Origin of the sequence: Massilia norwichensis, from assembly GCF_024753245.1 — a bacterium.
Lineage (GTDB): Bacteria > Pseudomonadota > Gammaproteobacteria > Burkholderiales > Burkholderiaceae_D > Telluria > Telluria norwichensis.
In genome coordinates, this window is the sequence record NZ_JANUGX010000003.1 from 225,439 (window position 1) to 251,681 (window position 26,243).

The 26,243-nt window shown below is 66.3% G+C and carries 27 protein-coding genes; 6 read left to right on the forward strand and 21 right to left on the reverse strand.

The window, feature by feature from the left end; genetic code table 11:
- Positions 1-36 precede the first annotated feature (36 nt).
- On the reverse strand, positions 37-780 hold the full coding sequence (locus tag NX782_RS04280; protein WP_258844179.1) for a Mut7-C RNAse domain-containing protein: 744 nt from the start codon (positions 778-780) through the stop codon (positions 37-39).
- Positions 744-1,550, reverse strand: coding sequence for a DUF72 domain-containing protein (locus tag NX782_RS04285; RefSeq protein WP_258844180.1), 807 nt, complete (start codon positions 1,548-1,550; stop codon positions 744-746). Before NX782_RS04285 ends, NX782_RS04280 begins: the two co-directional genes overlap by 37 nt.
- Before the next feature lie 106 nt (positions 1,551-1,656).
- On the opposite strand from NX782_RS04285, the gene trxC reads away from it, so the two are divergent.
- Positions 1,657-2,100 carry a thioredoxin TrxC gene (gene trxC / locus NX782_RS04290; protein ID WP_258844181.1) on the forward strand — a complete coding sequence of 148 codons (444 nt, stop codon included), beginning with the start codon at positions 1,657-1,659 and terminating at the stop codon, positions 2,098-2,100.
- 58 nt (positions 2,101-2,158) lie between these two features.
- Entirely contained in the window at positions 2,159-2,521 is a 363-nt protein-coding gene (locus NX782_RS04295; RefSeq protein ID WP_258844182.1) for a DUF4870 family protein, read from the forward strand.
- A gap of 7 nt (positions 2,522-2,528) precedes the next feature.
- Here the strand turns inward: NX782_RS04295 and NX782_RS04300 are convergent, their stop codons facing one another.
- The 4 genes from NX782_RS04300 to phaC all read right to left on the reverse strand — a co-directional run bounded on the left by NX782_RS04300 (position 2,529) and on the right by phaC (position 8,004).
- The gene (locus tag NX782_RS04300; RefSeq protein WP_258844183.1) at positions 2,529-3,692 is read right to left on the reverse strand and encodes a cystathionine beta-lyase; all 1,164 of its coding nucleotides are present in this window, start codon (positions 3,690-3,692) and stop codon (positions 2,529-2,531) included.
- 132 nt (positions 3,693-3,824) lie between these two features.
- A complete protein-coding gene (gene rimO / locus NX782_RS04305; protein ID WP_258844184.1) occupies positions 3,825-5,282 on the reverse strand; it encodes a 30S ribosomal protein S12 methylthiotransferase RimO in 1,458 nt (485 codons plus the stop codon).
- 221 nt (positions 5,283-5,503) lie between these two features.
- A complete protein-coding gene (gene phaR, locus NX782_RS04310; protein WP_258844185.1) occupies positions 5,504-6,061 on the reverse strand; it encodes a polyhydroxyalkanoate synthesis repressor PhaR in 558 nt (185 codons plus the stop codon).
- Between the two features lie 185 nt (positions 6,062-6,246).
- On the reverse strand, positions 6,247-8,004 hold the full coding sequence (gene phaC / locus NX782_RS04315; RefSeq protein ID WP_370661759.1) for a class I poly(R)-hydroxyalkanoic acid synthase: 1,758 nt from the start codon (positions 8,002-8,004) through the stop codon (positions 6,247-6,249).
- Between the two features lie 54 nt (positions 8,005-8,058).
- On the opposite strand from phaC, the gene NX782_RS04320 reads away from it, so the two are divergent.
- Positions 8,059-8,265: a hypothetical protein gene (locus NX782_RS04320; RefSeq protein ID WP_258844186.1), complete on the forward strand. Its 207-nt coding sequence runs from the start codon at positions 8,059-8,061 to the stop codon at positions 8,263-8,265.
- Here NX782_RS04320 and pgeF read toward each other — a convergent pair.
- A complete protein-coding gene (pgeF, locus tag NX782_RS04325) occupies positions 8,258-9,058 on the reverse strand; it encodes a peptidoglycan editing factor PgeF (RefSeq protein ID WP_258844187.1) in 801 nt (266 codons plus the stop codon). The two genes, NX782_RS04320 and pgeF, sit on opposite strands and share 8 nt — an antisense overlap.
- The gene (locus NX782_RS04330) at positions 9,058-10,062 is read right to left on the reverse strand and encodes an RluA family pseudouridine synthase (protein ID WP_258844188.1); all 1,005 of its coding nucleotides are present in this window, start codon (positions 10,060-10,062) and stop codon (positions 9,058-9,060) included. Before NX782_RS04330 ends, pgeF begins: the two co-directional genes overlap by 1 nt.
- Before the next feature lie 99 nt (positions 10,063-10,161).
- Here NX782_RS04330 and NX782_RS04335 point away from each other — a divergent pair, with 99 nt between their 5' ends.
- Positions 10,162-11,001, forward strand: a complete 840-nt coding sequence (locus NX782_RS04335) for an outer membrane protein assembly factor BamD (RefSeq protein WP_258844189.1) — start codon at positions 10,162-10,164, stop codon at positions 10,999-11,001.
- A 43-nt stretch (positions 11,002-11,044) separates the two neighbouring features.
- Here the strand turns inward: NX782_RS04335 and yaaA are convergent, their stop codons facing one another.
- Complete coding sequence (yaaA, locus tag NX782_RS04340; RefSeq protein WP_258844190.1) at positions 11,045-11,815, reverse strand: peroxide stress protein YaaA; 771 nt, start codon at positions 11,813-11,815, stop codon at positions 11,045-11,047.
- A 36-nt stretch (positions 11,816-11,851) separates the two neighbouring features.
- On the opposite strand from yaaA, the gene NX782_RS04345 reads away from it, so the two are divergent.
- Together NX782_RS04345 and NX782_RS04350 are read left to right on the forward strand one after the other, a co-directional pair.
- On the forward strand, positions 11,852-12,295 hold the full coding sequence (locus tag NX782_RS04345; protein ID WP_258844191.1) for a putative toxin-antitoxin system toxin component, PIN family: 444 nt from the start codon (positions 11,852-11,854) through the stop codon (positions 12,293-12,295).
- Positions 12,296-12,305: 10 nt separating this feature from the next.
- Positions 12,306-13,463: a pyridoxal phosphate-dependent aminotransferase gene (locus NX782_RS04350; RefSeq protein WP_258844192.1), complete on the forward strand. Its 1,158-nt coding sequence runs from the start codon at positions 12,306-12,308 to the stop codon at positions 13,461-13,463.
- Positions 13,464-13,575: 112 nt separating this feature from the next.
- Here NX782_RS04350 and NX782_RS26340 read toward each other — a convergent pair whose 3' ends face one another.
- The 12 genes from NX782_RS26340 to NX782_RS04415 all read right to left on the reverse strand — a co-directional run bounded on the left by NX782_RS26340 (position 13,576) and on the right by NX782_RS04415 (position 26,233).
- On the reverse strand, positions 13,576-14,862 hold the full coding sequence (locus NX782_RS26340) for a tetratricopeptide repeat protein (RefSeq protein WP_308632808.1): 1,287 nt from the start codon (positions 14,860-14,862) through the stop codon (positions 13,576-13,578).
- 10 nt (positions 14,863-14,872) lie between these two features.
- A complete protein-coding gene (locus NX782_RS04365; RefSeq protein WP_258844193.1) occupies positions 14,873-15,772 on the reverse strand; it encodes an ExeA family protein in 900 nt (299 codons plus the stop codon).
- A complete protein-coding gene (gene mshL, locus NX782_RS04370) occupies positions 15,772-17,538 on the reverse strand; it encodes a pilus (MSHA type) biogenesis protein MshL (protein WP_258844194.1) in 1,767 nt (588 codons plus the stop codon). The genes NX782_RS04365 and mshL overlap by 1 nt, the downstream gene beginning before the upstream one ends.
- Before the next feature lie 23 nt (positions 17,539-17,561).
- Positions 17,562-17,954, reverse strand: coding sequence for a hypothetical protein (locus NX782_RS04375; RefSeq protein WP_258844195.1), 393 nt, complete (start codon positions 17,952-17,954; stop codon positions 17,562-17,564).
- Positions 17,939-18,643: a type II secretion system protein GspM gene (locus NX782_RS04380; protein WP_258844196.1), complete on the reverse strand. Its 705-nt coding sequence runs from the start codon at positions 18,641-18,643 to the stop codon at positions 17,939-17,941. The genes NX782_RS04375 and NX782_RS04380 overlap by 16 nt, the downstream gene beginning before the upstream one ends.
- Positions 18,640-19,293 carry a PilN family protein gene (locus tag NX782_RS04385; RefSeq protein WP_258844197.1) on the reverse strand — a complete coding sequence of 218 codons (654 nt, stop codon included), beginning with the start codon at positions 19,291-19,293 and terminating at the stop codon, positions 18,640-18,642. The genes NX782_RS04380 and NX782_RS04385 overlap by 4 nt, the downstream gene beginning before the upstream one ends.
- Entirely contained in the window at positions 19,290-20,228 is a 939-nt protein-coding gene (pilM, locus tag NX782_RS04390) for a type IV pilus biogenesis protein PilM (RefSeq protein WP_258844198.1), read from the reverse strand. Before pilM ends, NX782_RS04385 begins: the two co-directional genes overlap by 4 nt.
- Positions 20,229-20,370: 142 nt before the next feature.
- A complete protein-coding gene (locus NX782_RS04395; RefSeq protein ID WP_258844199.1) occupies positions 20,371-23,688 on the reverse strand; it encodes a DUF6701 domain-containing protein in 3,318 nt (1,105 codons plus the stop codon).
- A complete protein-coding gene (locus NX782_RS04400; protein WP_258844200.1) occupies positions 23,685-24,107 on the reverse strand; it encodes an agglutinin biogenesis protein MshP in 423 nt (140 codons plus the stop codon). Before NX782_RS04400 ends, NX782_RS04395 begins: the two co-directional genes overlap by 4 nt.
- Positions 24,104-25,054 carry a type II secretion system protein gene (locus tag NX782_RS04405; RefSeq protein WP_258844201.1) on the reverse strand — a complete coding sequence of 317 codons (951 nt, stop codon included), beginning with the start codon at positions 25,052-25,054 and terminating at the stop codon, positions 24,104-24,106. The genes NX782_RS04400 and NX782_RS04405 overlap by 4 nt, the downstream gene beginning before the upstream one ends.
- Positions 25,051-25,659, reverse strand: coding sequence for a prepilin-type N-terminal cleavage/methylation domain-containing protein (locus tag NX782_RS04410; protein WP_258844202.1), 609 nt, complete (start codon positions 25,657-25,659; stop codon positions 25,051-25,053). The genes NX782_RS04405 and NX782_RS04410 overlap by 4 nt, the downstream gene beginning before the upstream one ends.
- Positions 25,649-26,233, reverse strand: a complete 585-nt coding sequence (locus NX782_RS04415; protein WP_258844203.1) for a prepilin-type N-terminal cleavage/methylation domain-containing protein — start codon at positions 26,231-26,233, stop codon at positions 25,649-25,651. Before NX782_RS04415 ends, NX782_RS04410 begins: the two co-directional genes overlap by 11 nt.
- Positions 26,234-26,243 lie beyond the last annotated feature (10 nt).

A 26,243-nucleotide genomic window follows, 5' to 3' on the forward strand; every position in this document is an offset into this window, starting at 1 on the left:
GGCAAAGGATCGTCATAGTGTACATCACCGTTTTGTTCAGGCATTGTGCGAAGCGCGCGCCAGCATGCCGCGCATGCGTTCCCAGTGCGAGCCCTGCCAGTAGACGCGCCCGCAGACGTCGCAGGTGTTGAATGCCTCCTGGGTGGCCGCGACCTGCGGGGGCAGCCGCGCCAGCACTTCGGCCTTGCTCACGCTGCGCAGCGCCGCGTTGTCATGCAGGCAGCGCGTGAACGGGCGCGCCCGCTCGGCCAGCCCCAGGCGCTCGAAGACTTCGCGCAGCTGGTCCTGGGCTTTCAGGGCGCGCACATAGCAGCCGTATTCGATGGTCCGGCGCTTCAGCAGTTCGCGGTCGCGGGTCAGGACTACCCGCTCTTCTTCGACCGCCAGCACCTCGATCTGGTCGTCGCGCAGGCCGTTGTCGTAGATGGTGTCGAACCCGGCCATTCGCAAGAGGCGCGCGAGGCCGCCCAGGTGGGCATCGGCGACGAAGCGCAGGCGTCCCGGCGGCAGCGCGGGCAGAGGCGCCAGGTCGGTGACGTCGAAGCGGGTAAAGCGCGGGTAGACCGCGACGCGGTCGCCTTCCTCCAGCAGCAGGTCGAGGCCGGCGGCCTGCCCGTTCACCAGCACCAGCTCGACCTCGGTATGCGGCACGCCGAGCGCCTCGATCATGTGCTTGGTCGTGGCCATGCGCGCGCACGGGGTGTCGATGTCGCGGCCGCGCCGCTCGCGCGGCAGGAAGTCGTTCAACTCGCCGTAGAAGCGGAAGGTAGCGCAGACCATGATCCATCCAGCGCCTTGAGGACCTCGAGCGCGTTCGGCACCGCGGCGAAGGCGGCCGTGTTATCGAAGATGCACCAGCAATCGGCGCCGCCTGCCGTCAAGGCGGCGATGCGCTGCTCGACCTCGGCCAGGAATTCGGGCGGATAGCTCGAGTAATACACCTTGGGGGTGCCGTGCAGGCGGATATAGCTGGCGGCGGTCACCGGCACGTGGGGCCCGGGCTGGCCGGCGGGCGGATCGGCCATCACGCGGGTGACGCCGTGCTCGCGCAGGACGGCGCTGGCAGCCTCGGAAAACCAGGTCGGGTGGCGCGCCTCCAGCGCCAGCATGCAGCCGACCCGTTGCCGCAGTCGCGGCAGGAAATCGCGCGCCGCCTCTTCGTCGAACACGCCCTTGGGCGGCAGCTGGACCAGCACGCAGCCGAGCTTGGGGCCCAGGTGATTCACCTCGCCGGCGAAGCGGTCCAGCAAGGCGTCGGCATCGCGCAGGCGCGCCTCGTGGCTGATCGCCTTGGGCAGCTTGACGGAAAAGCGGAAGTCCGGCGGCACGCTGGCGGCCCAGCGCGCATAGGTCGAGGGCTGGTGCGGGCGGTAGAAGGAAGAATTGATCTCGACGGCCGGGAATACGGCCGCATAACGCTCCAGGTGGCTGCCCTCCTCCGGGAACTCGGCCGCCACGTCCTTGTGGAGGCTCCAGCCGGCGCAACCGATCAGGCGCGCGCCGCGGGTGCCCGAATGCGTGCCGGCTTGCTTGCTTGTACTGTCGCTCATGGGCAGATTCTATGCCGGGAGCGGCCGGACACGTCGCACGGCCGTGGCGGCACCCGGCGCGCGACGGCCTTACAATATGAACAATCAATATTCGCAGGAGCACTCCATGGCCGATCCGCTGCACATCGTCTGTCCCCATTGCGACGCCGTCAACCGCGTCGCCAACGAACGCCTCGCCGACCAACCGGTCTGCGGCAAGTGCACCAGGGCGCTGTTCGAAGGCAAGCCCCTGGACGTGAACAGTGCGCGCTTCACGCGCCACATCAGCCGCAACGACATTCCGGTGCTGGTCGATTTCTGGGCCGCCTGGTGCGGTCCCTGCCGCATGATGGCGCCGGCCTACGCCCAGGCCGCCGGTCGCCTCGAACCGCGGGTGCGCCTGCTGAAACTCGACACCGAGGCATCGCAGGACATCGCCGGCCTGTTCGGCATCCGCAGCATCCCGACGATTGCGCTGTTCCAGGGCGGCCAGGAGGTGGCGCGCCAGGCCGGGGCGATGGATGCCGGCAGCATTATTTCTTGGGTACAATCCCGCATGCGCGCCGCCTGAGCGCGCGATCCGCTATCGTCGAAGCGACGCCATCCACTTACCCAGCAAGGAGCAAGCCATGTCCCAGGAACTCGTCTACGAACGCGGTCTGGAAGATGCAAAACAGTTTGCCCGCATCATGTACATCGCCCACGCGGCGACCTTCTTCTTTTCGCTCGGGATGCTGTCGGTCCTGGTCCTGATCGTCAACTACATCCGCCGTCCGGAAACGGCCGGGACCATGGTGTATTCCCACCATACCTGGATGATCCGCTCGTTCTGGTGGTACGTGGTGTGGATGGCGGTGGCGATCTTCCTGGCCATTACCATCATCGGCATTCCGCTGGCCTGGCTGGTAGGCGTGGTGGCCTGGGTATGGATGGCCTACCGCATCATCCGCGGATTCCTGGACCTGAACAACAACCGCCCGATGCCGGTGTAAGGCCGGCTCAGAGCTTCGCGAAGGCCTGCGCGAGATCGGCGATCAGGTCGTCCGTGTCTTCCAGGCCGATATTGAAGCGCACCAGGATCCCGGCATCCGGCCAGTTGCGGCGCATGGCCTGGATCCGGTAAGGCATGACCAGGCTGTTCGCGCCGCCCCAGCTGTAGCCGATGCCGAACAGCTTCAAGGCATCGACGAAGCGGTCGGTCTGGGCTTCCGTGTAGCGTGGGTCGAACAGCACCGAGAACAGGCCGCCGGCGCCGCTGAAGTCGCGTTTGAAGAATTCGTGGCCTGGGCAGTCCTCGAAGGCCGGGTGCAGCACTTTCGTGATTTCCGGTCGCTGCTTTAGCCAGGCCGCGACCTTGCGCGCCGCCGCGTCGTGCGCTTCGAAGCGCAGCTTCATGGTCGGCAGGCCGCGCATCACCAGATAGGCATCGTCGGCGCTGACGCCCATGCCGAGCCGCATGTGGGCCAGGGCGATGCGCTCGATCAGCGCCTCGTCGCGCGTGATCACCGCGCCCATCAGCACGTCCGAACCGCCGGACTGGTACTTGGTCAGGGCCTGCATGACGATGTCGACGCCCAGGTCGAAGGCGCGCAGCGCCAGGCCTGCGGACCAGGTGTTGTCGAGCGCGACCAGCACGCCCCGCTCCTTCGCCGCGGCGCAGATCGCGCGCAGGTCCGGCACTTCCATCGACACCGAGCCCGGCGCCTCGGTCCAGATCAGCTTCGTGTTCGGCTGGATCAGCTCGGCAATGCCGGCGCCGATCAGCGGATCGTAGTAGCGCGCGGTGATGCCGAAATCGGCGCTCAGCCAGCGTCCCAGCTCGCGGTTCGGGTTGTAGACGTTATCGGGCAGCAGGACGTCGTCGCCGCTTTTCAGCAGCGCGAGGTCGACCATCGAGATCGCGGCCAGGCCGGACGGCGCCAGCAGGCAGTGCTTGCCGCCCTCGATCTCTGCCAGGCGCGCTTCCAGCGTGAAGGTGGTCGGGGTGCCGTGCAGGCCGTAGGTATAGGCGTTCTTGTTCTTCCAGTCGCCGCTGCGCATGCTGGCGACGTCCTTGAACAGGACCGTCGAGGCGTGGTGGATGGCACTGGGGAAGGCGGCGAAGCCTTCGGGGGCGACGTAATCGGAGTGGATCAGGGTGGTCTGGAGGGTCTTCTTGGTCATTTGTGATTCCCAGTCATAAATCCGTTGCCGCAAAGCGTCGTTCCCGCGGAAGCGGGAACCCATACTGAGCATCTTTAGCCAACTCAGTATGGGTTCCCGCCTGCGCGGGAACGACGAGCTATGAGCTAAATCTCAGGCGACGGTCGCCCACAGGTCGTGCGCATCCGCCTTGGTGACGATCACCTCGATGAACTCGCCGACCGCCGGCTTGGCCTTGCCCGGCGTGAGCGCGCGCTTGATGTGCACGACGCCGTCGATTTCAGGCGCATCCGCGGCCGAGCGCCCGATCGCTTCGCGCGGGCCGACTTCGTCGACCAGCACGCGGATCCGCTTGCCGACCTTGGCCTGCATGCGCTTGAGCGAGATCTCTTCCTGCAGCAGCATCACGCGCGCGCGGCGTTCCTCGCGCACGGCCTGCGGCACCGGATTGGCCAGCTCGTTGGCGGTGGCGCCTTCGACCGGCGAGTAGGCGAAGCAGCCGAGACGGTCGATCTGCGCCTCGCGCAGGAAGTCCAGCAGGTATTCGAATTCCTCTTCGGTCTCGCCCGGGAAGCCGGCGATGAAGGTCGAGCGGATCACCAGGTCCGGATTCATCTTGCGCCAGGACAGGATGCGGTCCAGGTTCTTTTCGCCGCTGGCCGGACGCTTCATGCGCTTCAGGACGTCCGGGTGGGCGTGCTGCAGCGGGATGTCCAGGTAAGGCACGAGGTTCTCGCCCATCAGCGGGATCACCTGGTCGACGTGCGGGTACGGATAGACGTAGTGCATGCGCACCCAGGCGCCGTACTGCCTGGCCATCTCGCCCAGCGCTTCGGCGAGCTGGGTCATGTGGGTCTTGATCGGACGGCCGTTCCAGAAACCGGTACGGAATTTCACATCGACGCCGTAGGCGCTGGTGTCCTGCGAAATCACCAGCAGTTCCTTGACGCCGGATTTGAACAGGTTTTCCGCTTCCTTCAGCACCTCGTGGATCGGGCGCGAGACCAGGTCGCCGCGCATCGACGGGATGATGCAGAAGCTGCAGCGGTGGTTGCAGCCTTCCGAAATCTTCAGGTAGGCGTAGTGCTTCGGGGTCAGCTTGATGCCATGGTCCGGCACCAGGTCGACGAAGGGATCGTGCGGCTTGGGCAGGTGCTGATGGACCGACTGCATCACTTCGGTGACGGCGTGCGGACCGGTCACGGCCAGCACCTTCGGGTGCACCTTGGTGATGATGTCGTCGCCCGCCGCATCCTTCTTGGCGCCCAGGCAGCCGGTCACGATCACTTTGCCGTTCTCGGCCAGGGCTTCGCCGATGGCATCCAGCGATTCCTGCACGGCGGCGTCGATGAAGCCGCAGGTGTTGACGATCACGAGGTCGGCGCCGTCATAGGAGTTCGCGGTCTCGTAACCTTCCGCGCGCAGCTGGGTCAGGATCTGCTCGGAGTCGACCAGCGCCTTCGGGCAGCCGAGCGAGACGAACCCGACCTTGGGTGCGGCGACGCCGGCGGCCGGCGGCGGAATCACGACCGGGCTCGGCGCGGGCGCCTCGGCGACGGCGACTGCGGAATCTTGGGAAGCGGAAAGCGGATTGCGGCGGAGTTCAGGCATGTGGATTGCGGCGGAAAATTCTGGGCAATCCGCGATTGTACAGGATGTGGGGAGGGAGGAAAACCGAGGGGGTGAAAATGCGGCTGTCGCGTCGCGCGATGGCTGCGCTATGTGGTCAGCTTGAAAACGTCATTCCCGCGGAGGCGGGAATCCAAATTGGACGCGCCGTCGATACGCCGCAGGAACTTGGGTCCCCGCCTCCGCGGGGACGACGCACTGAATTACTTCTTGGTATCCGTCGGCACCCCAAACGGGAAAGCCCCGAACATCGCCTTGCTCTGGCTCTGCATCTGCTCCTGCATCTGCAGGAACAGATTCTTGCTCTGGTCGATGTAGTTGTTCATCATGCCCTGCATCATCGGGCCCTGGATGTTCATGAACTGGGTCCACATCTCGGTCGACAGCGGCTTGCCCTCGAGCGCGCCGGCGGTCGAGCCGACGAACTTGTTCTGGATGTCGGTGAAGGCCTGGACGTTCTTTTCCAGGTAGGAGCCCATCATGCCCTGCATCGCATGGCCGTAGTAGCGGATGATCTGGGACAGCACGGCGCTGGAGAACATCGGCGCGCCATGCGCTTCTTCTTCCAGGATGATCTGCAGCAGGATGCTGCGGGTCAGGTCTTCGCTGGTCTTGGCATCGACCACCGTGAATTCATCGGCGTCGAGCACCAGTTGCTTGACATCGGAGAGGGTGATGTAGGAGCTGGTCTGGGTGTCGTATAACCGGCGGTTGGGGTACTTCTTGATCAGGCGTTCGCTGCTCTTTTTTCCACTGCTCATCTCAGGTTCCAAATATTGCGCCGCAGCGCTCTGTTATGCGGTCCGTCGGGTAAAGCGCCAGCCCCACGGTGTCTCCGAATCCAAGAGGATAAGCGCTAAAAATACCACGTTGCGAACGCAGGCGCAGCAATTATTCGGCAGGCAACTCGATTATTTTTCTGGCAAGCTGCCTGACCGAAGGGAAATTACTCGGCGCGGGCTTTTACATATCGGCCGGGCGCCGGCTCGATGGCCCGGTACTTGTCAGTGCCGGGCTGGGTCGGCGGCGGCACGTCGGCGCCACCGTTTTCGGCCAGAAACTTTGCCCATTCCGGCCACCAGCTACCCTTGACCTCATTGGCGGCGGCGAACCACTCGGCCGGCGTCTTCGGCCGGTTCTTGCCGTTCCCGGCCTGGGCCACCCAGTAGCTGCGCTTGTTCTTCGACGCCGGGTTGATGACGCCGGCGATGTGGCCGGAAGCGCCCAGCACGAAGCGGTTCTGTTTCGCCTTCTTCGGATTCAGCAGATTCATCGAGGCGAACGCCGCTTCCCAGGGCACGATGTGGTCTTCCTTCGAGCCGTAGACGAAGACCGGGCAGTCGATCTTGCCGAGGTCGACCTTCACGCCGGCGACCGTCAGCGCGCCCGGCACCTTCAGCTTGTTCTCCAGATAGGTATTGCGCAGGTACCAGCAGAACATCGGGCCCGGCAGGTTGGTGCTGTCGGCGTTCCAGTACAACAGGTCGAAGGCCGGCGGCGTCTTGCCCTTCAGGTAGTTCTGCTGGACATAGTTCCACACCAGGTCGTTCGGACGCAGCGAGGAGAAGGTCGTGGCCAGGTCGCGGCCCGGCATCAGGCCGCCGCGCGCCAGTTGCTGCTCGCGCTGCGCGACCTGGGTCTCGTCGACGAAGACGTCGAGTACGCCGTTGTCGGAAAAGTCCAGCAGGGTCGTGAACAGCGACAGGCTGTTCGCCGGCTGGCGGCCGCGCGCCGCCTCGACCGCCAGCGCGGTGGCGGCAATCGTCCCGCCGACGCAGAAGCCGAACACGTTGACCTTCTCTTTCCCGGAAATCTCGCGCGCGACGTTCAGCGCCTGGATCGCGCCCTGCTCGACGAAGTCGTCCCAGGTCTTGTCGCCCATTGTCTGGTCCGGGTTACGCCAGGACATCATGAACACGGTGTTGCCCTGCTCTACCAGATAGCGCACCAGCGAATTTTCCGGCTGGAGGTCGAGGATGTAGAACTTGTTGATGCACGGCGGCACCATCAGCAGCGGCACCTCGTGCACGGTGGGCGTGACCGGGGTGTACTGGATCAGCTGGAACAGCTCGTTCTCGAACACCACCGTGCCCGGCGTGATGCCGACGTTACGGCCGACTTCGAAGGCGCTCTCGTCGGATTGCGAGATGCGGCCTTTCTGCATGTCGGCCAGCATGTTCTGCAGACCCTTGCTCAGGCTCTCGCCCTTGGTGTCGATCAGTTTCTGCTGGGCTTCCGGGTTCGTCGCCAAGAAATTGGCCGGCGACAGCGCGTCGACGATCTGCTGCACTGCGAAGCGGATCTTGTGCCGCATCTTCTCTTGATTGTGCGCCGGCAGCTCGACCGCTTCGGCCATCGCCATCAGGAATTCGGCATTCAACAGATAGGACGCGGCGCTGAAAGCCGACATCGGATTCGCGGTCCATTCGGGCGCCGAAAAACGCTTGTCCTTGAGCTCGGGCGTCTTGCCGCTCATGACGTCCTGCCACAGCTGCATGGCTTTCTGCAGGTAGTCGTTACGCAGCGCGTCCAGTTTGGCCTGCGGCAGGCCGGCGCCGAAATCGCCCAGCATGCGCATCACCGGCGCCGCCTGCTGCGCCATGCCGCCGCCAAATTGGCCAACCAGGTTCGAGGGGTCGGCGAGCTTCATCCAGGATTGCATCCACGCAGCGCCTTGCTGCAGAGTAGCTTCGGGCGTATTCATATCGGCGTCCATTGTTTAGAATCGGGTATTCAAGCGTGCAACCAGGGAAGAACCATGTGGATCGTAGCCATCGGATGGATGTATGTCGTGACCCTGATGGCGGCCACCGAGCCTTCCGTGGTGGCCGGCCTCATGACCTTCCTGTTTTACGGCGTGTTGCCATTATCGCTCGTTTTGTACCTGACGGGAGCATGGCGACGTGGCCGTGCGCGCAAGCGGAAAGGACAAGAGCCTACCGGCGGCGACTCCCCAGTTACTTGATCCAGATCAGAGTCGCCTGACGTCCACTGCCGGCACCGTCCCGGCGATAGGAATAGAAGCGATCGCCTTCCGTGAATGTGCAGCGGGTGCCGCCATACACGCGGGTGATGCCTTCGCCGGCCAGCATGCGCCGCGCCAGCAGCGCCATGTCTGCCAGATACTTGCCGTCGCGCCCGGGATAAGGCCGGAAGCCGTCGTCCGCAGCGCCATCCGGCAGCGCGGCGCGGAAGGCGTCCAGCACGTCCGGGCCGACTTCGAAGGCGTCCGGGCCGATCGCGGGTCCGAGCCAGGCCGTGATCTCGCCGGCGCCCTGCGCGCGCATCTGCGCCACTGTGGCTTGCAGCACGCCGCCCGCCAGCCCGCGCCAGCCGGCATGCGCCGCGCCGACCACCTTCCCTTCCAGATCGGCGAACAGCACCGGCAGGCAATCGGCGGTCAGGATCGCGCACACCACGCCGGGTTCGAACGCCGTGCCGGCATCGCCGGTCTGCACCGGCGCGCCGGGCTGCACCAGGCGCGCATCGACGACCTCCCTGCCGTGCACCTGCGCGATCCAGGCCGGACGCCCCGGCAGCAAGGCCTGCAGGCGCGCACGGTTTTCGCGCACCGCTTCCGGATCATCCTTCACGTGCAGGCCGAGGTTCAAACCGCCGCCGCCCGCGCCATCGTCGAAGGGCGCCGCGCTGACGCCGCCGCGGCGGGTGGTCGCCAGCGCGCCGACGTTCGCCGGCAGGTCCGGCCAGTCCGGCCACAGGACCTGCGCAGGATCGAGACCCACCACGCGTTCCGGCATCAGGCCGCTTCCGGCTCTTCGATGCCGGCGCGCGCCAGCAGCTCGGCGAAGTCGGCGGCCAGCGGCACGACCCACTCCATGTGCTCGCCGGTGACCGGGTGGCTCAGGCCCAGGCGGCGTGCCTGCAGGGCCTGGCGGTGGAAGAAGGACAGCAGGTGGGTCTTGCCGTAGACGGTGTCGCCCACCAGGCTGTAGCCCAGCGACTGCATGTGCACGCGGATCTGGTGGGTGCGGCCGGTCTCGAGGCGGCATTGCACCAGGCTGACCGGTCGGCGGTCCAGCTCGCCCTTGGCCAGCAGCTCGTAATGCGTGATCGCCGGCTTGGCCATCGGCGCGTTCGAGACGGCCATCTTGGTGCGCTCGGTCGGGTGGCGGCTGATCGGCGAATCGACGGTGCCGGACAGGCGCGGCGTGCCCCACACCAGCGCAAAGTATTCGCGCTTGACGGTGCGCGCGGCCAGCTGGCGTACCAGGTCGGTCTGCGCTTCGAGGGTCTTGCCGACCACCATCAGGCCGCTGGTGTCCTTGTCCAGGCGGTGCACGATGCCGGCGCGCGGCACCGACACCAGCTGCGGGCAGTAATGCAGCAGGCCGTTCAGCAGCGTGCCGGACCAGTTGCCCGAGCCCGGGTGCACGACCAGGCCGGCCGGCTTGTTGATCACCATGATCGCGTCGTCTTCATAGACGATGTTCAGCGCCATCGGCTCCGGCGTGAAGGCCGTGTCTTCCGGTGCCGGCTGCGGCTCGACGTGGATGGTCTCGTCGCCGTAGGCGGTGGCCTTGCCCTTGGCCGGCTTGCCGTCGACCAGGATGTGGCCTTCGTCGAACCATTGCTGCAGGCGGCTGCGCGAGAATTGCGGCACCAGGCCGGCGACGACTTTGTCGAGGCGCTGGCCGCAGTGGGACGGGTCCAGGGTCAAGGTAATCGGCGAAAAATCGACACCGCCCGCACCAGGTGCGAACTCCGCGTCCAGGTCGTCGTCCAAATCGGGGTTAGAAAGCATTTCCGCCGAATTCGGCGCAGCATTTAATATCACGTTGTTCCCATCGGCTATAATCAGCCGTTCGTTGAATCTCGGTAAAAACTTTCTTGCAAAAAGCTCATGCAAAAAAAATTGTCTGTATTGGTCGTGACGTGTGCCCTGCTCAGTTTGTCAGCTTGCGGTTTGTTCCCGAAGGCTTCGGACGATAGCAAGAACGTGTCAGCGTCGAAATTATACGCTGAGGCGCGTGAGGAAATGGATGGCGCCCACTACGAAGCCGCCATCAAGCTGTTCCAGAAGCTGGAAACCAACTATCCCTTCGGCACCTACGCCACACAGGCGCAGATGGAAATCGCCTACGCCCACTACAAGGCCCAGGACCAGGCCGAGGCACTGGCGGCGGTGGAACGCTTCATCAAGCTGCACCCGAACCACCCGCAGGTCGACTACATGTACTACCTGCGCGGCCTGATCAATTTCAACGATCAGATCGGCTTCATGAGCTTCATCTACTCGCAGGACCCGACCGAGCGCGATCCGAAGGCGACCCGCGAAGCCTTCGCCGCCTTCAAGGAACTGGTCGACAAGTTCCCGAACAGCAAATACGCGCCGGACTCGATCCAGCGCATGAACTACCTGATCAACGCGATGGCTTCCTACGAAGTCCACGTGGCGAACTATTACTATCGCCGCGGCGCCTACCTGGCCTCGCTGAACCGCGCCCAGGAAGCCGTGACCAACTTCCCGACCTCGCCGGCCCGCGAGGAAGCGCTGTTCATCATGATCCGCGCCTACGACAAGCTGGGCATGTTCGACCTGCGCGACGACACCCAGCGCGTGTTCCAGGCCAACTACCCGAACAGCCACTTCCTGGGTGGCAAGGGCGACGGCGATGCGCCGTGGTGGAAGTTCTGGGCGAAATCGGGGCCGCGTCCGGCGCCGAAGGATGCCGTGCAATAAGTAAAACGCCCGCTCGATGCGGGCGTTTTTCATTGCGCGCCGCTCAGGCTTCGACGCGCCGGCGGAACACCCACTCGCGCTCTTTCGACACAGCGGGGTCGAAGGCATAGCCGTCCACATCGAAATCCTTCAACTGCTGCGGATCGGTCACCCCGTTCTCGGCCGCATAACGCGCCATCATCCCGCGCGCCCGCTTGGCGAAGAAGGAGATGATCTTGTACTTGCCGTTCTTCCAGTCCTCGAACACCGGCGTCACCACCGGCACGTCCAGCAGCTTGGGCTTCACGGACTTGAAGTACTCCTCCGACGCCAGGTTCACCAGCGCCGTCGCGCCATTCGCGGCCAGGGCTTCGTTCAGCGCCCCTGTCACCGTCTCGCCCCAGAACGCGTACAAATCCTTGCCGCGCGGGTTGGCCAGTTTCGTCCCCATCTCCAGGCGGTACGGATGCATCTGGTCCAGCGGCCGCAGCACGCCGTAGAGGCCGGACAGGATGCGCAGGTGGCGCTGCAGGTAGTCGATACCCTTTGCGTCCAGGCTGCGCGCGTCCAGGCCGGTGTAGACGTCGCCGTCGAAGGCCATCACCGCCTGGCGCGCCGCGCCATGGTCCGGATGCCAGTCGGCGTAGCGGGTCACGTTCAGCGCGGCCAGCGGGTCGGAGATGTGCATCAGCTCGCCCACCTGCGCGGGCGAAAATTCCTTCAGCACGCGGATCAGTTCCGCGGCGCGGTCGATGAATTGCGGGGTGCTGCGAAGGCCGGTGGTCGGTGGGGTGTCGAGGTCGAGCGATTTGGCGGGGGAGATAACGATCAGCATAGGTAAAAAACGGGTGCAACGCGTAGAATTGCCGACATGATACCTGCTCCAAAGAAAACCATCGTCATCGATACCAATGTCTGCCTCGACCTCTTCGTTTTCCGCGACCCGCGCTGGGCCAGTCTGCTCACCGCGCTGGAATCCGGCGCGGTCGAAGCGGTAACCCGCGCCGACTGCCGCGACGAATACCTGTTCGTGCTGCACTACCCGCACCTGCCGCTCGACGAAGCCACCCGGCCCGCTGCGGCGGCCCGCTTCGACGCCCTGATCCGCGTGGTCGCGCCCGACAGCCGCGCCGTGCGCCTGCCGGTCTGCACCGACCGCGACGACCAGAAATTCCTGGAGATCGCGCGCGACGCCGGCGCCGACATCCTCGTCACCAAGGACAAGGCCCTGCTCAAGCTGGCGAAGAAGACCACGCGCGAGAATCTGTTCCGCATCATGACGCCCGAGGTCTGGGTCAAGACCGAAGCGCTATAATCTTCACACCATGTCCACGCCCATTTTGAAGTCACGCCTGCCGGCCGTCGGCACCACCGTGTTCACCCTGATGTCCGCCCTCGCCGCCGAGCACGGCGCGGTCAACCTCGGCCAGGGCTTTCCCGATTTCGGCTGCGACCCGCGCCTGCTCGACCTCGTCGACGAGGCCATGCGCGCCGGCCTGAACCAGTACCCGCCGATGACCGGGGTGCCGCTGCTGCGCCAGACGATCGCCGCCAAGATCGCCGCGCTGTACGGCCATGCCTACGACGCCGACACCGAAATCACGGTGACCGCCGGCGCCACCCAGGCCCTGACCACCGCCATCCTGTGCGCCGTGCATCCCGGCGACGAAGTCATCATCATCGAACCGGCCTACGACAGCTATCTGCCGACCGTGCAGCTGGCGGGCGGCGTGCCGGTCACGGTATCGATGCGGGTCGACGACAAGGGCTACAGCGTGCCCTGGGACGAGGTTGCCGCCGCGGTCTCCCCGCGCACCCGGATGATCGTCATTAATACCCCGCACAACCCGACCGGGACCATCCTGCGCCAGAGCGACCTCGATACGCTGGCCGGCATCGTCGCCGGCACCGACATCCTGATCCTGTCGGACGAGGTCTACGAGCACATGGTCTACGACGGGCAGCAGCATGCGTCGGTCAGCCGCCACCCGGCGCTGGCGGAGCGCGCCTTCGTCGTCTCGAGCTTCGGCAAGACCTATCACGTGACCGGCTGGAAGGTCGGCTACGTGGCGGCGCCGGCCAGCCTCATGGCCGAGTTCCGCAAGGTCCACCAGTACAACGTGTTCACCGTGAACACGCCGATGCAGCACGGCCTGGCCGGCTACATGCAGGACCCGGCGCCCTACCTGGCGCTGCCGGCCTTCTACCAGAAGAAACGCGACCTGTTCCGCGACGGCCTGGCGCAGACGCGCTTCACGCTGCTGCCGGCCGACGGCACCTACTTCCAGTGCGTACGCTATGACGGGATTTCGGACCTGAGCGAAGCCGAGTTCGCGCAGTGGCTGACGCGCGAGATCAAGGTGGCGGCGATTCCGGTGTCGGCCTTCTACAGCCGCGGCAAGGAGTCCGGCATCGTCCGCTTCTGTTTTGCGAAGCAGGACGCGACGCTGCAGCTGGCGCTGGAGCGCCTGGCCAGAATCTGACGTCATTTCTGCGAAGCGTCCGCCGTCATCCCCGCGCAGGCGGGGATCCAAGTATGCATTGCGTCGACAGAAAGTACTTGGGTTCCCGCCTGCGCGGGAACGACGATTTGGCTTACCGGCCCAGCTGCTGCAGCCGCCGTTCGACGAACGCCTGCAGCTCCGCCGACAGCGTGCCGCTCGTGCGCGCACGCTGGAAGGCGTCCAGTGCCTCGGCATTGCGCCGTTCGGCCTGCAGCGACATGCCCAGGCCCATCCACCACACACCATTGCCGGGCGCAGCGCGCAGCGCGGCCTGGTACTGCTCGGCCGCCTCGCGGTGGCGCTGCGCGCGTTGCAGGGCGCCGGCCAGGAAGGCATGGTAGTCGGCGTTGTTGCCGGCATAGGGCAGCGTGCGCAGCAGCGTGTCGACGCCATTGCCGCCGCCTTCGATCTGCAGGCGCGCCAGCAGCATCGCCAGCGCCGGCTGGCGCGGGTCCAGGGCCAGACCGGCCTGCAGGTGGCGGATCGCTTCCTCGCTGTGCTTCGCTTCGATCAGCAGACCGACCAGGGTCTGGCGCGCGGCGTCGTGGGTCGGATCGAGCTTCAGGGCCTGCTCCAGGGCGGCGACGGCTTCCGTCATGCGCCCGTCCTGCAGCGCGCTCAAGGCGTGGCGGTATTCGCCTTCGGCGCGCTGCGCGCCCGATTCCTGGCGCCCCTGGAGGGCGCGTTGATTCTTGGCGCTGCCGCCGGCTGCGCTGGCCGTGGGTGCCGCCCCCACCTGCCCGGCTTCCTTCAGCGTACGTGCTTCCGCCAGCTTGCGGCGCCCGGCCTCGCGCTTCGATTCCTGGCCCGGTGCCGGCGGCTGCACGCGGGTCGGCGCCATGCGCGACTGCAGTTCGGCCATGATCGCCTGGCGTGCGGCGCGCGCTTCCTCGCTGTCCGGCTCGTAGCCGGCGACGGTTTTCGGTGCGGGCGCGAATGCGGCTGCCGGCACGCGCATCGGCTTCACGGGCGGCGCATCGAAATGGTCGGTGTGCTGGCCGGGCGCAGATGCCGGCAGCTCGGCAGCAGGCGCCGGCTGCGGCGCGGCGCCGGCCGCCGGTCCCATCGTGATGGTGCTGCTCATGCCTTGCACGGGCTTCGCGGTCGTGGGTTCGCCCTTGAGCGGCGCCGCCGGCGCGGCTGCAATCGCGGCCGCGGCCTGCGTCTGCCTGACATGGCCCCAGCCGAACCATACGGCCAGCGCGACGGCGCAGGCCGCGGCAGTTCCGCCGAGGACCAGCGCGGCGGTGCGGCCGCCGACACGGTCGGCCAGGGCGGCACGCTCGCGCGCAACCGGACGGACCTGGGATGGGAGTGCGTCCGCGCCGGCGGTGCCGCGGGCGTCCAGGTCCTGGAGCATCTTGTTAATCAGGCTCATCGCAGACTCTTCATCTTGTCATGGCCCAGCCGACACTGGCGGCGGCGCCGGCCAGCAGCGCACCGAGCGCGGCCCAGGGCAAGAGGCGCCGGGACTTGCGGCTGGTCGCCATGGTATCGCGCGCCGCCGCCTCGATGTGCGTGCGCGAGACCGAGTGGCCGCCTTCGCCGTAGCACAGCATCAACGCCTTGTGCGCCAGGATGTTCACCAGGCGCGGCACGCCGCCGCTGGCCTTGTACAGCCGGGCCACGGCGCCGCCCGAGAACAGGCGCGCGCCCGTGAAGCCGGCCACGCGCAGGCGGTGCGCGACGTAGAAGTCGAGGTCGTCGCGGCTCAGCGGTCCGAGGTGGTAGTGGAAAGTGATGCGCTGGGCCAGCTGGCGGATCGATTCCAGTTCCAGCTTGCGGTTCAGTTCCGGCTGGCCGAACAGCACGATCTGCAGCAGCTTGCGCTTTTCGGTTTCCAGATTGGTCAGCAGGCGCAGCGCCTCCATGCTCTCGACCGGGATCGCCTGCGCCTCGTCGATGCACAGCACCACCCGCTTGCCCTGCCCCGCCAGGCCCAGCAGGCGCTCCATGATGGCCTTCAGCAGGCGGTGCTGGTCGACGTCCTTGTCGAGCGCGATCTCGAGTTCGTCGGCCAGCGCCAGCATCAGCGTGCGCGCTTCCAGGAAAGGGTTCGGGATGTAGGCGGTGACGAAGCCCTCGCCCAGGGTCGCCATGAACTTGCGGCACAACAGGGTCTTGCCGGTGCCGACTTCGCCGGTGATCTTGATGAAGCCCTCGCCGTTGCGCGTCGCCACCAGCAGCGTGTTCAGGGCTTCCTGCGAACGCGGGCTGCCGAAGAAGTAGCTGGTGTCGGGCGTGATGCCGAACGGCGCTTCGCGCAAGCCGAAGTGGGCGGCGTACATTACTGCATTCCTCGCGGCGACAGGCGCTCGATGCGGCGGCCGGCGTCGAGCAGGTCGTCGTTCCAGTTGGCGCCGCCCTCGACGATGGTCGGCTTGATCAGCACCACCAGTTCGCGCTTCTGGTTGACGCGCTTCTTGGCGCCGAACAGGTTGCCCAGCACCGGCACGTTGCCGGCGCCCGGCACCTGCGAATTGTCGGCGGTCGAGGACTGGCGCATCAGGCCGCCGATCGCCACCACCTGGCCATTCGAGCCGCGCACGATGCTGTCCAGCTCCGAGGTCGCCGATGCCGCCAGCGGCAGGTTCAGGCTGCCGGCCGAGCCCAGGTTCACGGTCTTGTTGACGGTCGAGACCTGGCTCACCGACGGGTGCACGTGCAGCAGGATGTTGCCCTTCTCGTCGATCTGCGGGGTTACGTCCAGCACCACGCCCGAAAAGAAGGCCTGCAGGGTCACGCTCGGCGTGGTCGTGCTGCCGGCCGCGGTGGTGTTGGTATTGGTGGTCACACCGGTCACGAAGAATTCGTCGGTGCCGATCTTCAGCACCGCCTTCTGGTTGTTGACCGCGGCCACGCGCGGGCTGGACAGGACGTGCACCGTGCCCTGGGTCTCGAGGAAGGAGATCAGGGCCGCGAAATTACTGGTCTGGACGGCCAGGCCGAACATCGAGCCGGCCACGTTGGCAGCGCTCGACAGCGAGAAGCCGGAGCTCGCCGACAGGCCGGAACCCGGATCGGTGATGACCGCCGGCTGGCCGCCGTTGAAAGGCAGCGGGGTCAGGCTCGCGCCCGGACCGATCAGGCCGCCGGAGACGCGGTTGTCGTGGCTGCTCTTGATCGAGGCGAAGGACGCCCAGTTCACGCCGCTCTGGAAGCTGTCGTTCAGTTCGACTTCGAGGATCTTCGCTTCCAGCACCACCTGGCGGTCCACCGCCAGCTGGGTGGCTTTCAGGTAGGCGTCGACGTTGCGCAGTTCGTCCGGCATGGCGCGGATCACGATCACGCCCGATTGCGGGCTGACCACCACGCTGCGTCCGCCGTCCTTGCTGCCGACGATGGCTTCGATCGAGGTCTTCAGGTCGGCCCAGAAATCGGTGCTCGAGGTCGTGCTGACGTCGGTGCTTTCGAGCTGGCTCTGCTGGCCGTTCTGCCCGTTCTGGTTGTTCTGGTTGCCCTGGTTGTTCTGATTCAGCTGGTTGTTACCCTGGGTGCCGTTCTGGTTGGTGACGGCGTTCGACACCGAGGTCGAGGACACGCGCACGTTGGACACGCCGCGGCGGTTGCCGACCAGGTAGTTCACGCGGAACATCTTGGTCTGCATGGTCAGCGGCTTGATCGAGATGCGGGTACCCTCGATCCTGTAGTCGTAGCCGTACATCTCGCGCACCGCTTCCAGGGTTTCCTGCAGGGTCACGTCCTTCAGGTTCGCGGTGATGGAGCCGCTGACGTCCGGATGCACCAGGATGTTGTAGCGGGTGCCGGACACGATCGAGCGGAAGAACTGCTGGGCCGGAACGTTGTTGAAGGAGACGTTGAAGCGCTCTTCCAGCGCCGGGCGCGCCTTCGGCAGCTGGCTGGCCAGGCTGGTCGCAGGGGGCAGCAACGCGTTGGCGACGGCGTCATCCACCGCCGGTGCGCTCTTCGCGCGGCTTGCCGCGGCGCCGGCGACGTCGCTCCTGATCTGGTCGTAAGTACCGGTGTTCGGCGCGGTCGAGCAGCCTGCCAGCAGCACTGCCGCCATCGCCGCCATCGGGAAAATGTGTCGCATGTCTTGGTCCTCTTCTCGGGCTTTCAGCGGCGCGCCGGGGCCGGAGCCGCCGCGCGGGCGCGAACCGGGGTCATGCCGCCGGCTTCCTGGGGGTACAGGCGCAATACCTGGCGCTCGGCGCCGCGCACCAGTTCGACGTCGTCGGCGCCGATGCGGGCCACGCGCGCGCCATGGAACTGCTCGCCCAGACGCACGGTTTCGCCGTCGATCACCGCCAGTCGGCGGCCGCCCGCTTCGCGCGCGACCAGGATGCTCTGCAGGCGCGGACCGGTGGTCAGCGCACCCGGCTGGGCCAGCACGGCACCGGCGGCGGCCGGCGGGCGGGTCGGGTCCTGCAGCACTTCGGCCTGTGCAGCCGTGGCGGCAAAGATCAGGGCAAGCGCCGCGGCTTTGGTCAGGGTCACAGCTTCATCCATTTTTCGTCCAGGCTCAGGGTGTACAGGGTCAGGGTCAGGCGCACGCTCGGGTATTCCTCGACCTCGAGCTGGGCCTTGCCCCAGAACAGCTGGGCCGGCAGCTTTTCCAGTGCGCTCATGTAGTCGACCATGTCCAGGTAGCTGCCGCGCACGGTGACTTCGACGCCGTGGCGGAACAGCAGCTCGCGCCTGGCCTTTGGTTTCGGCTCGGCCGCGCCGGCGCCGGCGCCCGGCTGGCTGTCGTGCTTCCTGGCGCCGATGTCGCTCAGCGGCTCGACCGGCAGCGTGCGCACCGACACCATCTTCAGGCGCCCGTTGGCGCGCAGGATCGACTCCAGCAAGGGCGCCACGCGCTCGGGCGCCACCAGGCCCTGCTGCATCGCGCGCAGGGTCTCGCCCAGGCGCGCGGATTCGTCGCGCACCGCGGCCAGGCGCGCACGCACCGGCGCGTCCGGATCGGCGGCGGCTTCGCGCAGCTTTTGCGCGATCTGCTCGTTGAGGCCGACGATGTTGTTCTGCTGCTGCATGACCTGGCTGCTCAGCAGTGCCTGCTTGCGCAGCAGCGGACCGATCACGGCGATGTAAGCGACGAAGGCCAGCGCCGCCGCAGTGGCGACGAAACTCAGGATGCGTTCGCGCTGGCTCAGGGCATCGATGCGCGCAGCCAGCTGTTGCCATTGCTGCTTCACGGCTTGTCTCCCGGTGCGCCAGGCGGCGTCGATTGCAGGCTGAATTCGACGTAAGGCGCCGGCGCACTGCTTTCCTTGCCGTCCTTGAGCACCTTCAGCGCGGCGGCCTCGCCGATCTGCAGGCTGCCCACCGGCTTGCCCTGCATGACGCGCTCGTTGCGCAGGCGACCGAGGAAGCCCGGGACCATCGCCGGGTCCATCGCGCGGCCGCGCACGCCGATCTCGAGGCCGGCACCGGCGATGCTCACGCCGGTCAGCCACAATCCTTCGCTGCTCTGGCGTGCCAGTGCGCGGAAATATTCCGCATAGCCCTGGGTATCGCCCAACTCGCCGCGCTCGATGACATCGGCGACTTCCTTCAGCCCCACCAGCTCATTCTGGGCGATGGACAGCTCCTCGGCCAGGCGCGGGTCTTCCTTGCGCGGGACGAATTCGGCGCTCACGCTGTCGAGCCGCTTCTGGGTCTTGTCCAGTTGGGCGGCGCCGCTGTCGGCCTGCGCCTGCAGGCTGTCCGCGCGCAGCTTGGCGGCGATGCCGAGGCCGAGCAGGCCGGTCGCCAACACACCCAGCGCCAGCGCCATGGTGGTGGCGGTGAAGATCTTCTTCTGCTGCAGGAACTCGGGGTTGAACAGATTGATCTGCTGGCTCATGCCGCCGCCTCCTCGCGCAGCGCCGCGCCGATGGCGACGAAGAAGCGCTGCTGGCGCGCCGCGCCTTCCAGCTCGGGCACGCCTTGCAGGTCCAGCACCTGGGCCAGGTCGAGAGTCTCGACCCGCGTGTACAGGTTGCCGGCCAGGTAGTCCTGCAGGCCCTCGGCGCCAGTCGGCGCCAGCACCAGCTTGGCCACGCTGATGAAGGAGAACTGGCGCTCGAAATTGTCGAGCGAACGCTGGAGCTCCAGGGTGATCTTGTCGAAACTGGCGTGGCGGCGCTCCTGGTCGGCCTCGAGCAGCTGGGCCAGGGTCACGTCGATGCGGCGCGACAGGTAGAGCTCCCCGCGCCAGGACACGGTCAGCAGGCCGCCGTCGTCGCTGAACGAGAGCATGGCCAGGCCGCGGCCTTCCGGCTCTAGCAGTGCTGAAACGTTACGCTGGGCCATTTCGGGAATGTCGATGGTGCGCAGGCGGATCTTCGCCTGCGTGAACAGCTTCTGGCGCGCCTGGATCACGCTGTTGCGCGCGGCCACCGCGAAAATGCTCTGCTGCGGACGCGCCGCGGCGTTCGCATCGAGCGGAATATCGAGCACGTCGTAAGTCGCCTCCATAACCGGGAAGTCGAGCACGTCCTTCAGGCGCCAGCGCATCGCAGTCTTGAGTTCGGCGCGCGGCACGTTGGGCGCTTCGACGCTCATGAACTGGTAGTCGCCACCGCCCAGCACCGTGGTGCAGCGGTAGCTGGCCGCGTGCAGGTCCTTGCCGGCCTTTTCGAGCGCATCCACACTGACCGCACCGGCGGTGAACAGGGCCAGCGTCAGCGCCGGCTTGCCGTCGGTCGAACGGCGTACGCTGGCGGCGACGATGCCGTCGCGCTGGGGTACGATCGCGAGCCAGGCTCCTGTCTGTGATGCTTTCCTGAAAAAACGCATGCGGTGCGGTGATCTTCTTTGAGTTTTGAGCTATTGCACTAGACCCTTGATTATATTCATCTTGTGTGAAAAGCCGATACCATTTTTTCACTCAGGAAAAATATTTCCGGTTGCCACCACGCTTTTTTCCTGCTGAGCGTCGTCAATACACCTCACGGAGGTAGATCAAAGGACTACGATAAATGCCGAAGGTCGCGCGCGCTTGCGTGCTTGGCAACCACGGCGCGGCGCTGCTGTCGAACGTGTAGTCGACGCCGCCCAGGGTGCCGCGCGCCGGTGCGGCCAGCGTCAGCGTGCCCCTGCCGTCCGTGAGCCGCAGCGGATAGGTGCCGGCCAGCGCCAGCGGCGTGGCCGACTTGCAGGTGCCGGTCGCGTCCACGGCGAAGGCCTGGCGGCAGCTTTTGGCGACCGGCTTGATCGCCGAGCCCACCGTACTGTCGTCGTCGAAGTCGCCGAGCGTCCAGGCGCTACCGTTCCAGTACTGGACACTCACGGCCACCGGCAGGCGCATCAGGTCGGAGCCGAACACGTTCGGCACGAACATGCGTCCTGCCACCACCATCAGGCCGCCCTCGTACTGGGTGTCGGCCGCGGCGCCGGCCGGGGTCAAGGAGCTGACGGTGACCTTGGTGGACGAGGTGCCGGCACCGCGGAATTCGTCCATGGCGGCGCGCAGATAAACCGCGGTCGGCGCGCCCCAGGTGGTGCTGGCGCTGCGCTTGGCCGGATCGTAGGGCGCGCCCAGGCGCCAGGTGGCGGTGCCGCCCAGGTCCGGGAAGTCGTTGGCGGCGGCGCCCGTCGGCCATCCCAGCTGCGTGCCGGGATCGGTGACGAAGGCGCCGACGCCAGGGGCCTGCGACAGGTTCGGCGCCTTCGATGCGGTCAGCGTCAGCGGCCGCGGCTTGGCGGGGTCGATGATGATATTCTGGTACAGCGCCAGCGGTGTCGGTCCGCCGCCGCCGGGCTTCGGCAGGCCGAAGGCCTTGACCGCGAACGTGAAGGGTTGCATCGAGTAGGTGCCGCCGTTGTTGACCGATGCACCGGCCGCCGCCGGACAATTCATCGACGCCGGGCAGACGAAATTCGCGGTCGCCGTGGTCTCGAAATGGTCCGGATAAAAGCGGCCGACGACGCGCGTGCCGGCCATGAAGGAACCCATTGGGCTGGTGCTGGGACCGCCGACCTGGCCAGTACCGAGGTAATCCTCGAGCCAGGGGGTGATCGCGAGGTTGCCGGCTTCGAAATAGCGGGCCGTGACTTCGAACATATTGGTGAGGCCTGCCTTGGTGCTGCGCCTGAAGTCCTGGCCGGCCGCATCCTTGTCGAGTACCAGGGCATCCTGCACCACGCCGGCCAGCGTATCGGTATTGGCGAACAGGCCCACTTTGGGCGAACCCTTCAGGTTGACGGCGAAGTAATCCAGTTCGAAGTCGAGATCGAGGCTTTCCGCCGGCAGCACGCCCTTGAGCGCCGCGGCCTCGTTGCCGAAGCTTGGGGCCCATTTGCCGTCGGCCATCATCGCCCCGACCCGCATCAGGAAGGGTTCGCCGGCGACCGCGAAGCCGATGTCCGGCTTGGCCCAGTTGGTGCTACCAGACAGGCCACCCGGATCCTGGTAGTCGTCGCTGACGCGCACGATGTCGCGGAAGCGGATCTCGGACGGCTTCGAAATGAAGTTCACCGTACCCATCAGGGTGCCGTAGACCCGCATCGACAGGGATACGCGGCCGACGTCGGCATAGAAGAACGGCCCCAGCACGCCGTTGTCGGCCAACACGCCGGTCGCCTTGTTGGCCGGCAGCTTGACGTTCACGGTCTTCGGGTTGCCGGCGCAATCGAAATTGGTCAGGCCCGCATAGCTGATGGGCACATTGCCGGCATTCGGCAGGCAGCTGAAGCGCAGTTCGATCGGCAGCGTATTGTCCTTGGTGTCGAGCGCGGTCGCCACCTGCGCGCCGTCTTTGACCGTGACCGCGGTGATGTAGATCCTGGTATTGGTGTCGGCCGCCACCACCGGCCCGATGAACTTGTGGCAGCCGGCATCCGTCGGCACGGTCACGATCTTCTGGCCGGGCGTGCAGGATTCCTTGGTGAAGGCGACGCTGGCCCCGTAATAGTCGGTCGAGGAAGACGTGTTGCTCGCGCTGTTGTTCTTGCTGTTGTCGTCGCCGGTCACGCCCGACACGACCGCCGAATTGGTGTAGCTGGTGGTTTCGGCCGGCGTCACCGCGATGACCAGCGGCGTCATCTTCGCGCCCGGCTTGACCGGACCGTTCTGGGTACAGGTGACCACGGTCTGGCCGGAAGTCTGCACGGCCGAGGTGCAATACCAGTTGGTGCCGCTGGTGCTCACCAGCTTCAGGCCGGCCGGCAGCGTGTCCACCACTTTCACCGGACCCACTTCGGCGTCGATGCCGACGTTGGTCACGGTCAGCGTGTAGTCGGTCGAGCTGCCCACCGTCAGGTCGCCGCTGCGGGTCATCGAGAGCGCCAGATCGGCGTTCGCGACATAGGGCATGGCGACGATTTCGGCGCTCAGGATCACCAGGTCCTGGCCGGACTGATAGACCGATGTGCCGGTGATCTGCCCCGGCTGGATCACCGGCGACTTGAGCGTATAGACGTCGAAGTCGACGCCGTAGGAGTATTTGTCGTTCCTGATATTGCTGGCGGAATTGAACTGGTTGCCCTTCGGGTTGAGCGAATCCGTCATCTCGTAGCCGTTGAACAGCAGGTCCTCGCCGCCCTGCGACAGGGTCGAGTCGCCTTCCCAGGTGATGTGGCCGACGCGGCCGGTGACATTGGCCGGCAAGGGATTCGGCACCTTGAAGTCGCCGAGGTCGATCTTCAGGCTGGAATTCTGGAAGTCCTTGAAACCCTCGTACAGGTTGAGCATGCGGAAGGGTTCGTCCGGATGCGAATAAATCACCACCAGCGCAAAGCCGCCGACCACGCCCTGCACCGTGCACCATGGGCGGCCATTGTCGACCTTCAGGTCGTTGAAGGTATACGTGCCGTTGCCCTTATTCTTCACGATGGCGGTCACGTCGGCGGCGCCGCTGAAGTAGGTGTAGGTGGTGTAGTTGGCGTAGGACGTCGCCACATAGCGGCGCGTGATCGTGGTCGCGGACTTGACCGGCGCCTCGACCGTGTTGCCGTTCAGGGTCACGCTGTAGTCCGGTGTCGTGCCCGAACCGGCCCAGTACAGTTGCGCACTCAGGATGGTGGCGCCGCTGGGGATGCCGGACAGCGAAGCGCTGACGGCGGTGCCGGTGGCGACCAGGCTGCAGGGATTGTTGTTGTTATTGTTGCGCAGGACGGCTTCGGTGCCGGTGAAGTTGACGGTGCCGCGGAAGCTCTGGAACAGCGAGATGGGCGTGTCGGCATGCGCCGCCGGCGCGGCGCCGAGCAGGATCATCGCCAGCAGCACCAGCGCATGCACGACATGGCGCTGCATCATAGTTCGGCCTCCAGGGTGCGGCTGACCGATTCGGCCTTGTTCACGTTGACGCAGTTGCCGTTTGCGTCGGGCAGGTTGCAGGACACGGAGCGGATCAGGAAACGGGCCAGGTCGCCGCTGCCGAGCGTGGTGCAGCTGACGTTGACGGTGAAGGCGGACAGCGAGGTCCCGGCCGGCATCGGGAACGAGCTCATGGCCGCGCAGCTGTTGTTGCGCCTGCGCTGGAACACGCCCCATTCGAGGCCGGCGCGCGCCGCCTGGTAGGCTTGCGCCCCCATCAGGTCGAGGTTGGCGCTGCTCTGCTGGCTGGTATAGATGCCGACCATCGCCACCCCGAGTGCGGACAGCACGACCAGCAGGAAGATGGCGGTAACGATGCCGACGCCGGCCTGGCGCCGCAAGCGGAGGATGCGATTCATGGCGTATTGTCGACGTGGACCTGGTGTACCAGGCGGACGGTGGCGGGATTGTCGTTACGGCCGCGCAGTTCGAGCGCGATCCGTACCAGGCCGGTGCGCTGCGATGCCGCGCTGCCGTAGCTGAAGATGTCGTTGCAGCTCTTGAGATTGGTCGCGACCAGGGCCCGCTTCGCACTGGCAGGCGGCGGCCCCGGCTCCTTCGTGATCGGGTAGTTCCAGGCGCGCCACAGGTCGGCGCGGCCGTTGCTGTTGGTGACGCAGTAGAAGCTGACCGGGCCGCTCACGACCTGGAAGCGCTGCAGCGGCGACTGCAGCGGCGTGTCCTGCCAGGCGAAGGGATTGGCTGCGAGGGTGATCCGGTAGCCGCTGACCGTCACGCCGTTGATGGTGCCGCTGTAGCTGGCGATGCCGGTGATGCAGGCGATGTTGCCGGCCGCGCTGGCGGCGCCGGCACAGGGCGTGTTGATGTTCACGCCGGTATCGGCAAGCGCATAGGCATTGGCCGGTTCGAAGCCTTGGCCAAGGTTGTAGACCACCACGAAATCGCCGGCGCGCACGCTCGAGAACGAGGACGGCGGACCGGCGGCGATGAAGTCCAGATCGGCCTTGTCCTCGAAGCTGAGCACGACGTTGTCCGGCACACCGTCGTCGGTGGACAGGTAGCGCGCGCCCGAGCGGGTCTGCAGCAGTTCGAGCTGGCTGTTGTTCGCGCTCACGCGGAGACTGTTCGGCAGCGCCAGGCGGATGTCGCGCGCGATGCGTCGCAGCGCGAGGTCGGCCTGGTCGGTCAGTTCGGCGCGATCGACGGCGTCGCGATAGCTGAGAATGGGTGCGCGGATGAACACGGCGACCATGCCGGCCACGATCCCGATGATCACGATCGTCAGGACCACCTCGACCAGGGTGAAGCCGCGGCTGCGGGCAGGAAGTGCGAAACGGCGCATCATAGGTGGTTGGGCGCGTAGCGCGTGCGGTAGCCGTCCAGCGCCAGGGTCTGGCCGTCGAAGCTGACCTCGACGGTGATGCGCAGCACCTCGGTATCGGCCGAACTGCCCGGCGCGCCGATGCCGTTCAGGGCCACCGGCTGGATCATGAGGCGCGCCGTATAGCCGGTCACGTCGAGCGGCGTACCGTTGGCGTCGACCAGCACATTGCCCGCATTGTCGAAGGCGGCAGTGCGCACACCGGGCGCGGCGACGTAATCGTTGACGTTGTCGAAGGGCCGGCCGTTGGTGGCGCCGGTCGGTTCGGGACTGAGCTGGCCCCAGGCTTCGGGAATGCTGCAGTTCGCCGTCGCGGTGACGGCATCGGCGTCGCCGGCGTTCGGATCGGCCGGGTCGCAATAGGTGAATCCGGCCAGTTCGACTTCTTCGAGCAGGCCTTCGGCGATGATCAGCGCCTGCTTGCGGCGCACCGGGTCGACGCTGCCGCGGTTGGTCAGGTTCATGACCGTCAAAATGCCGCCGACGGCAATCGCGACGATGACCAGAAAGAGAATGAGCTCGATCAGCGTCACCCCGCGCTGGCGCAGCGAGGGACGGTCAATAGACATAGCCGGTTTCCTGGTCGACGGCGATGGTGCGGCTGACGCCGTCGCCGGCGACCGTCATTTTGAGGCCGGCGAAGCTGCTGTCGCCGCTGTCGGTGGCGAGGTAGGGACGGCCCAGACCATTGAAATAGAAACCGCCGGCCGCAACCGGATTCAGGGTCAGGGTGGCGCCGGACGGGACGCCTTCGCAATGCCAGGCCTCCACGTACGCGCCGCCGGCGGTGCAGAAAGCGCGCGTGCCGGCACTGCCGCTATTGCTGCCGGAGGGCGCGGCGATACGATCGGTGCAGGGATTGGTGGCGCTGTAGCAGAGGCGGATGCCGCCGCTGCCGGCCTGCACGTAGACCGGGCGGTTCTGCGCGACCGCGAGCTTCTGGGCGTAGCGCAGCATGGCGGCGCCCTGGTCGGCGAAGCTGGCGGCGTCGAAGCCGGTGCGGTTGAAATAACGCGCGCCGGCGACACTGGCGAGGATGCCGGTCAGGACCAGGACGACGATGAGTTCGACTAGCGTGAAGCCGGCTGAGTGGCGGCGGTTGGGAGCACGGCCTTGCGTTTTGCCCGTGACGAGGCGATGCATGCGCCGTGCT

Coding starts and splice junctions, on each gene's coding strand:
- NX782_RS04280 (WP_258844179.1), bottom strand. CDS start 780: ATGGTCTGCGCTACCTTCCGCTTCTACGGCGAGTTGAACGACTTCCTG.
- NX782_RS04285 (WP_258844180.1), bottom strand. CDS start 1,550: ATGAGCGACAGTACAAGCAAGCAAGCCGGCACGCATTCGGGCACCCGC.
- trxC (WP_258844181.1), top strand. CDS start 1,657: ATGGCCGATCCGCTGCACATCGTCTGTCCCCATTGCGACGCCGTCAAC.
- NX782_RS04295 (WP_258844182.1), top strand. CDS start 2,159: ATGTCCCAGGAACTCGTCTACGAACGCGGTCTGGAAGATGCAAAACAG.
- NX782_RS04300 (WP_258844183.1), bottom strand. CDS start 3,692: ATGACCAAGAAGACCCTCCAGACCACCCTGATCCACTCCGATTACGTC.
- rimO (WP_258844184.1), bottom strand. CDS start 5,282: ATGCCTGAACTCCGCCGCAATCCGCTTTCCGCTTCCCAAGATTCCGCA.
- phaR (WP_258844185.1), bottom strand. CDS start 6,061: ATGAGCAGTGGAAAAAAGAGCAGCGAACGCCTGATCAAGAAGTACCCC.
- phaC (WP_370661759.1), bottom strand. CDS start 8,004: ATGAATACGCCCGAAGCTACTCTGCAGCAAGGCGCTGCGTGGATGCAA.
- NX782_RS04320 (WP_258844186.1), top strand. CDS start 8,059: ATGTGGATCGTAGCCATCGGATGGATGTATGTCGTGACCCTGATGGCG.
- pgeF (WP_258844187.1), bottom strand. CDS start 9,058: ATGCCGGAACGCGTGGTGGGTCTCGATCCTGCGCAGGTCCTGTGGCCG.
- NX782_RS04330 (WP_258844188.1), bottom strand. CDS start 10,062: ATGCTTTCTAACCCCGATTTGGACGACGACCTGGACGCGGAGTTCGCA.
- NX782_RS04335 (WP_258844189.1), top strand. CDS start 10,162: ATGCAAAAAAAATTGTCTGTATTGGTCGTGACGTGTGCCCTGCTCAGT.
- yaaA (WP_258844190.1), bottom strand. CDS start 11,815: ATGCTGATCGTTATCTCCCCCGCCAAATCGCTCGACCTCGACACCCCA.
- NX782_RS04345 (WP_258844191.1), top strand. CDS start 11,852: ATGATACCTGCTCCAAAGAAAACCATCGTCATCGATACCAATGTCTGC.
- NX782_RS04350 (WP_258844192.1), top strand. CDS start 12,306: ATGTCCACGCCCATTTTGAAGTCACGCCTGCCGGCCGTCGGCACCACC.
- NX782_RS26340 (WP_308632808.1), bottom strand. CDS start 14,862: ATGAGCCTGATTAACAAGATGCTCCAGGACCTGGACGCCCGCGGCACC.
- NX782_RS04365 (WP_258844193.1), bottom strand. CDS start 15,772: ATGTACGCCGCCCACTTCGGCTTGCGCGAAGCGCCGTTCGGCATCACG.
- mshL (WP_258844194.1), bottom strand. CDS start 17,538: ATGCGACACATTTTCCCGATGGCGGCGATGGCGGCAGTGCTGCTGGCA.
- NX782_RS04375 (WP_258844195.1), bottom strand. CDS start 17,954: ATGGATGAAGCTGTGACCCTGACCAAAGCCGCGGCGCTTGCCCTGATC.
- NX782_RS04385 (WP_258844197.1), bottom strand. CDS start 19,293: ATGAGCCAGCAGATCAATCTGTTCAACCCCGAGTTCCTGCAGCAGAAG.
- pilM (WP_258844198.1), bottom strand. CDS start 20,228: ATGCGTTTTTTCAGGAAAGCATCACAGACAGGAGCCTGGCTCGCGATC.
- NX782_RS04395 (WP_258844199.1), bottom strand. CDS start 23,688: ATGATGCAGCGCCATGTCGTGCATGCGCTGGTGCTGCTGGCGATGATC.
- NX782_RS04400 (WP_258844200.1), bottom strand. CDS start 24,107: ATGAATCGCATCCTCCGCTTGCGGCGCCAGGCCGGCGTCGGCATCGTT.
- NX782_RS04405 (WP_258844201.1), bottom strand. CDS start 25,054: ATGATGCGCCGTTTCGCACTTCCTGCCCGCAGCCGCGGCTTCACCCTG.
- NX782_RS04410 (WP_258844202.1), bottom strand. CDS start 25,659: ATGTCTATTGACCGTCCCTCGCTGCGCCAGCGCGGGGTGACGCTGATC.
- NX782_RS04415 (WP_258844203.1), bottom strand. CDS start 26,233: ATGCATCGCCTCGTCACGGGCAAAACGCAAGGCCGTGCTCCCAACCGC.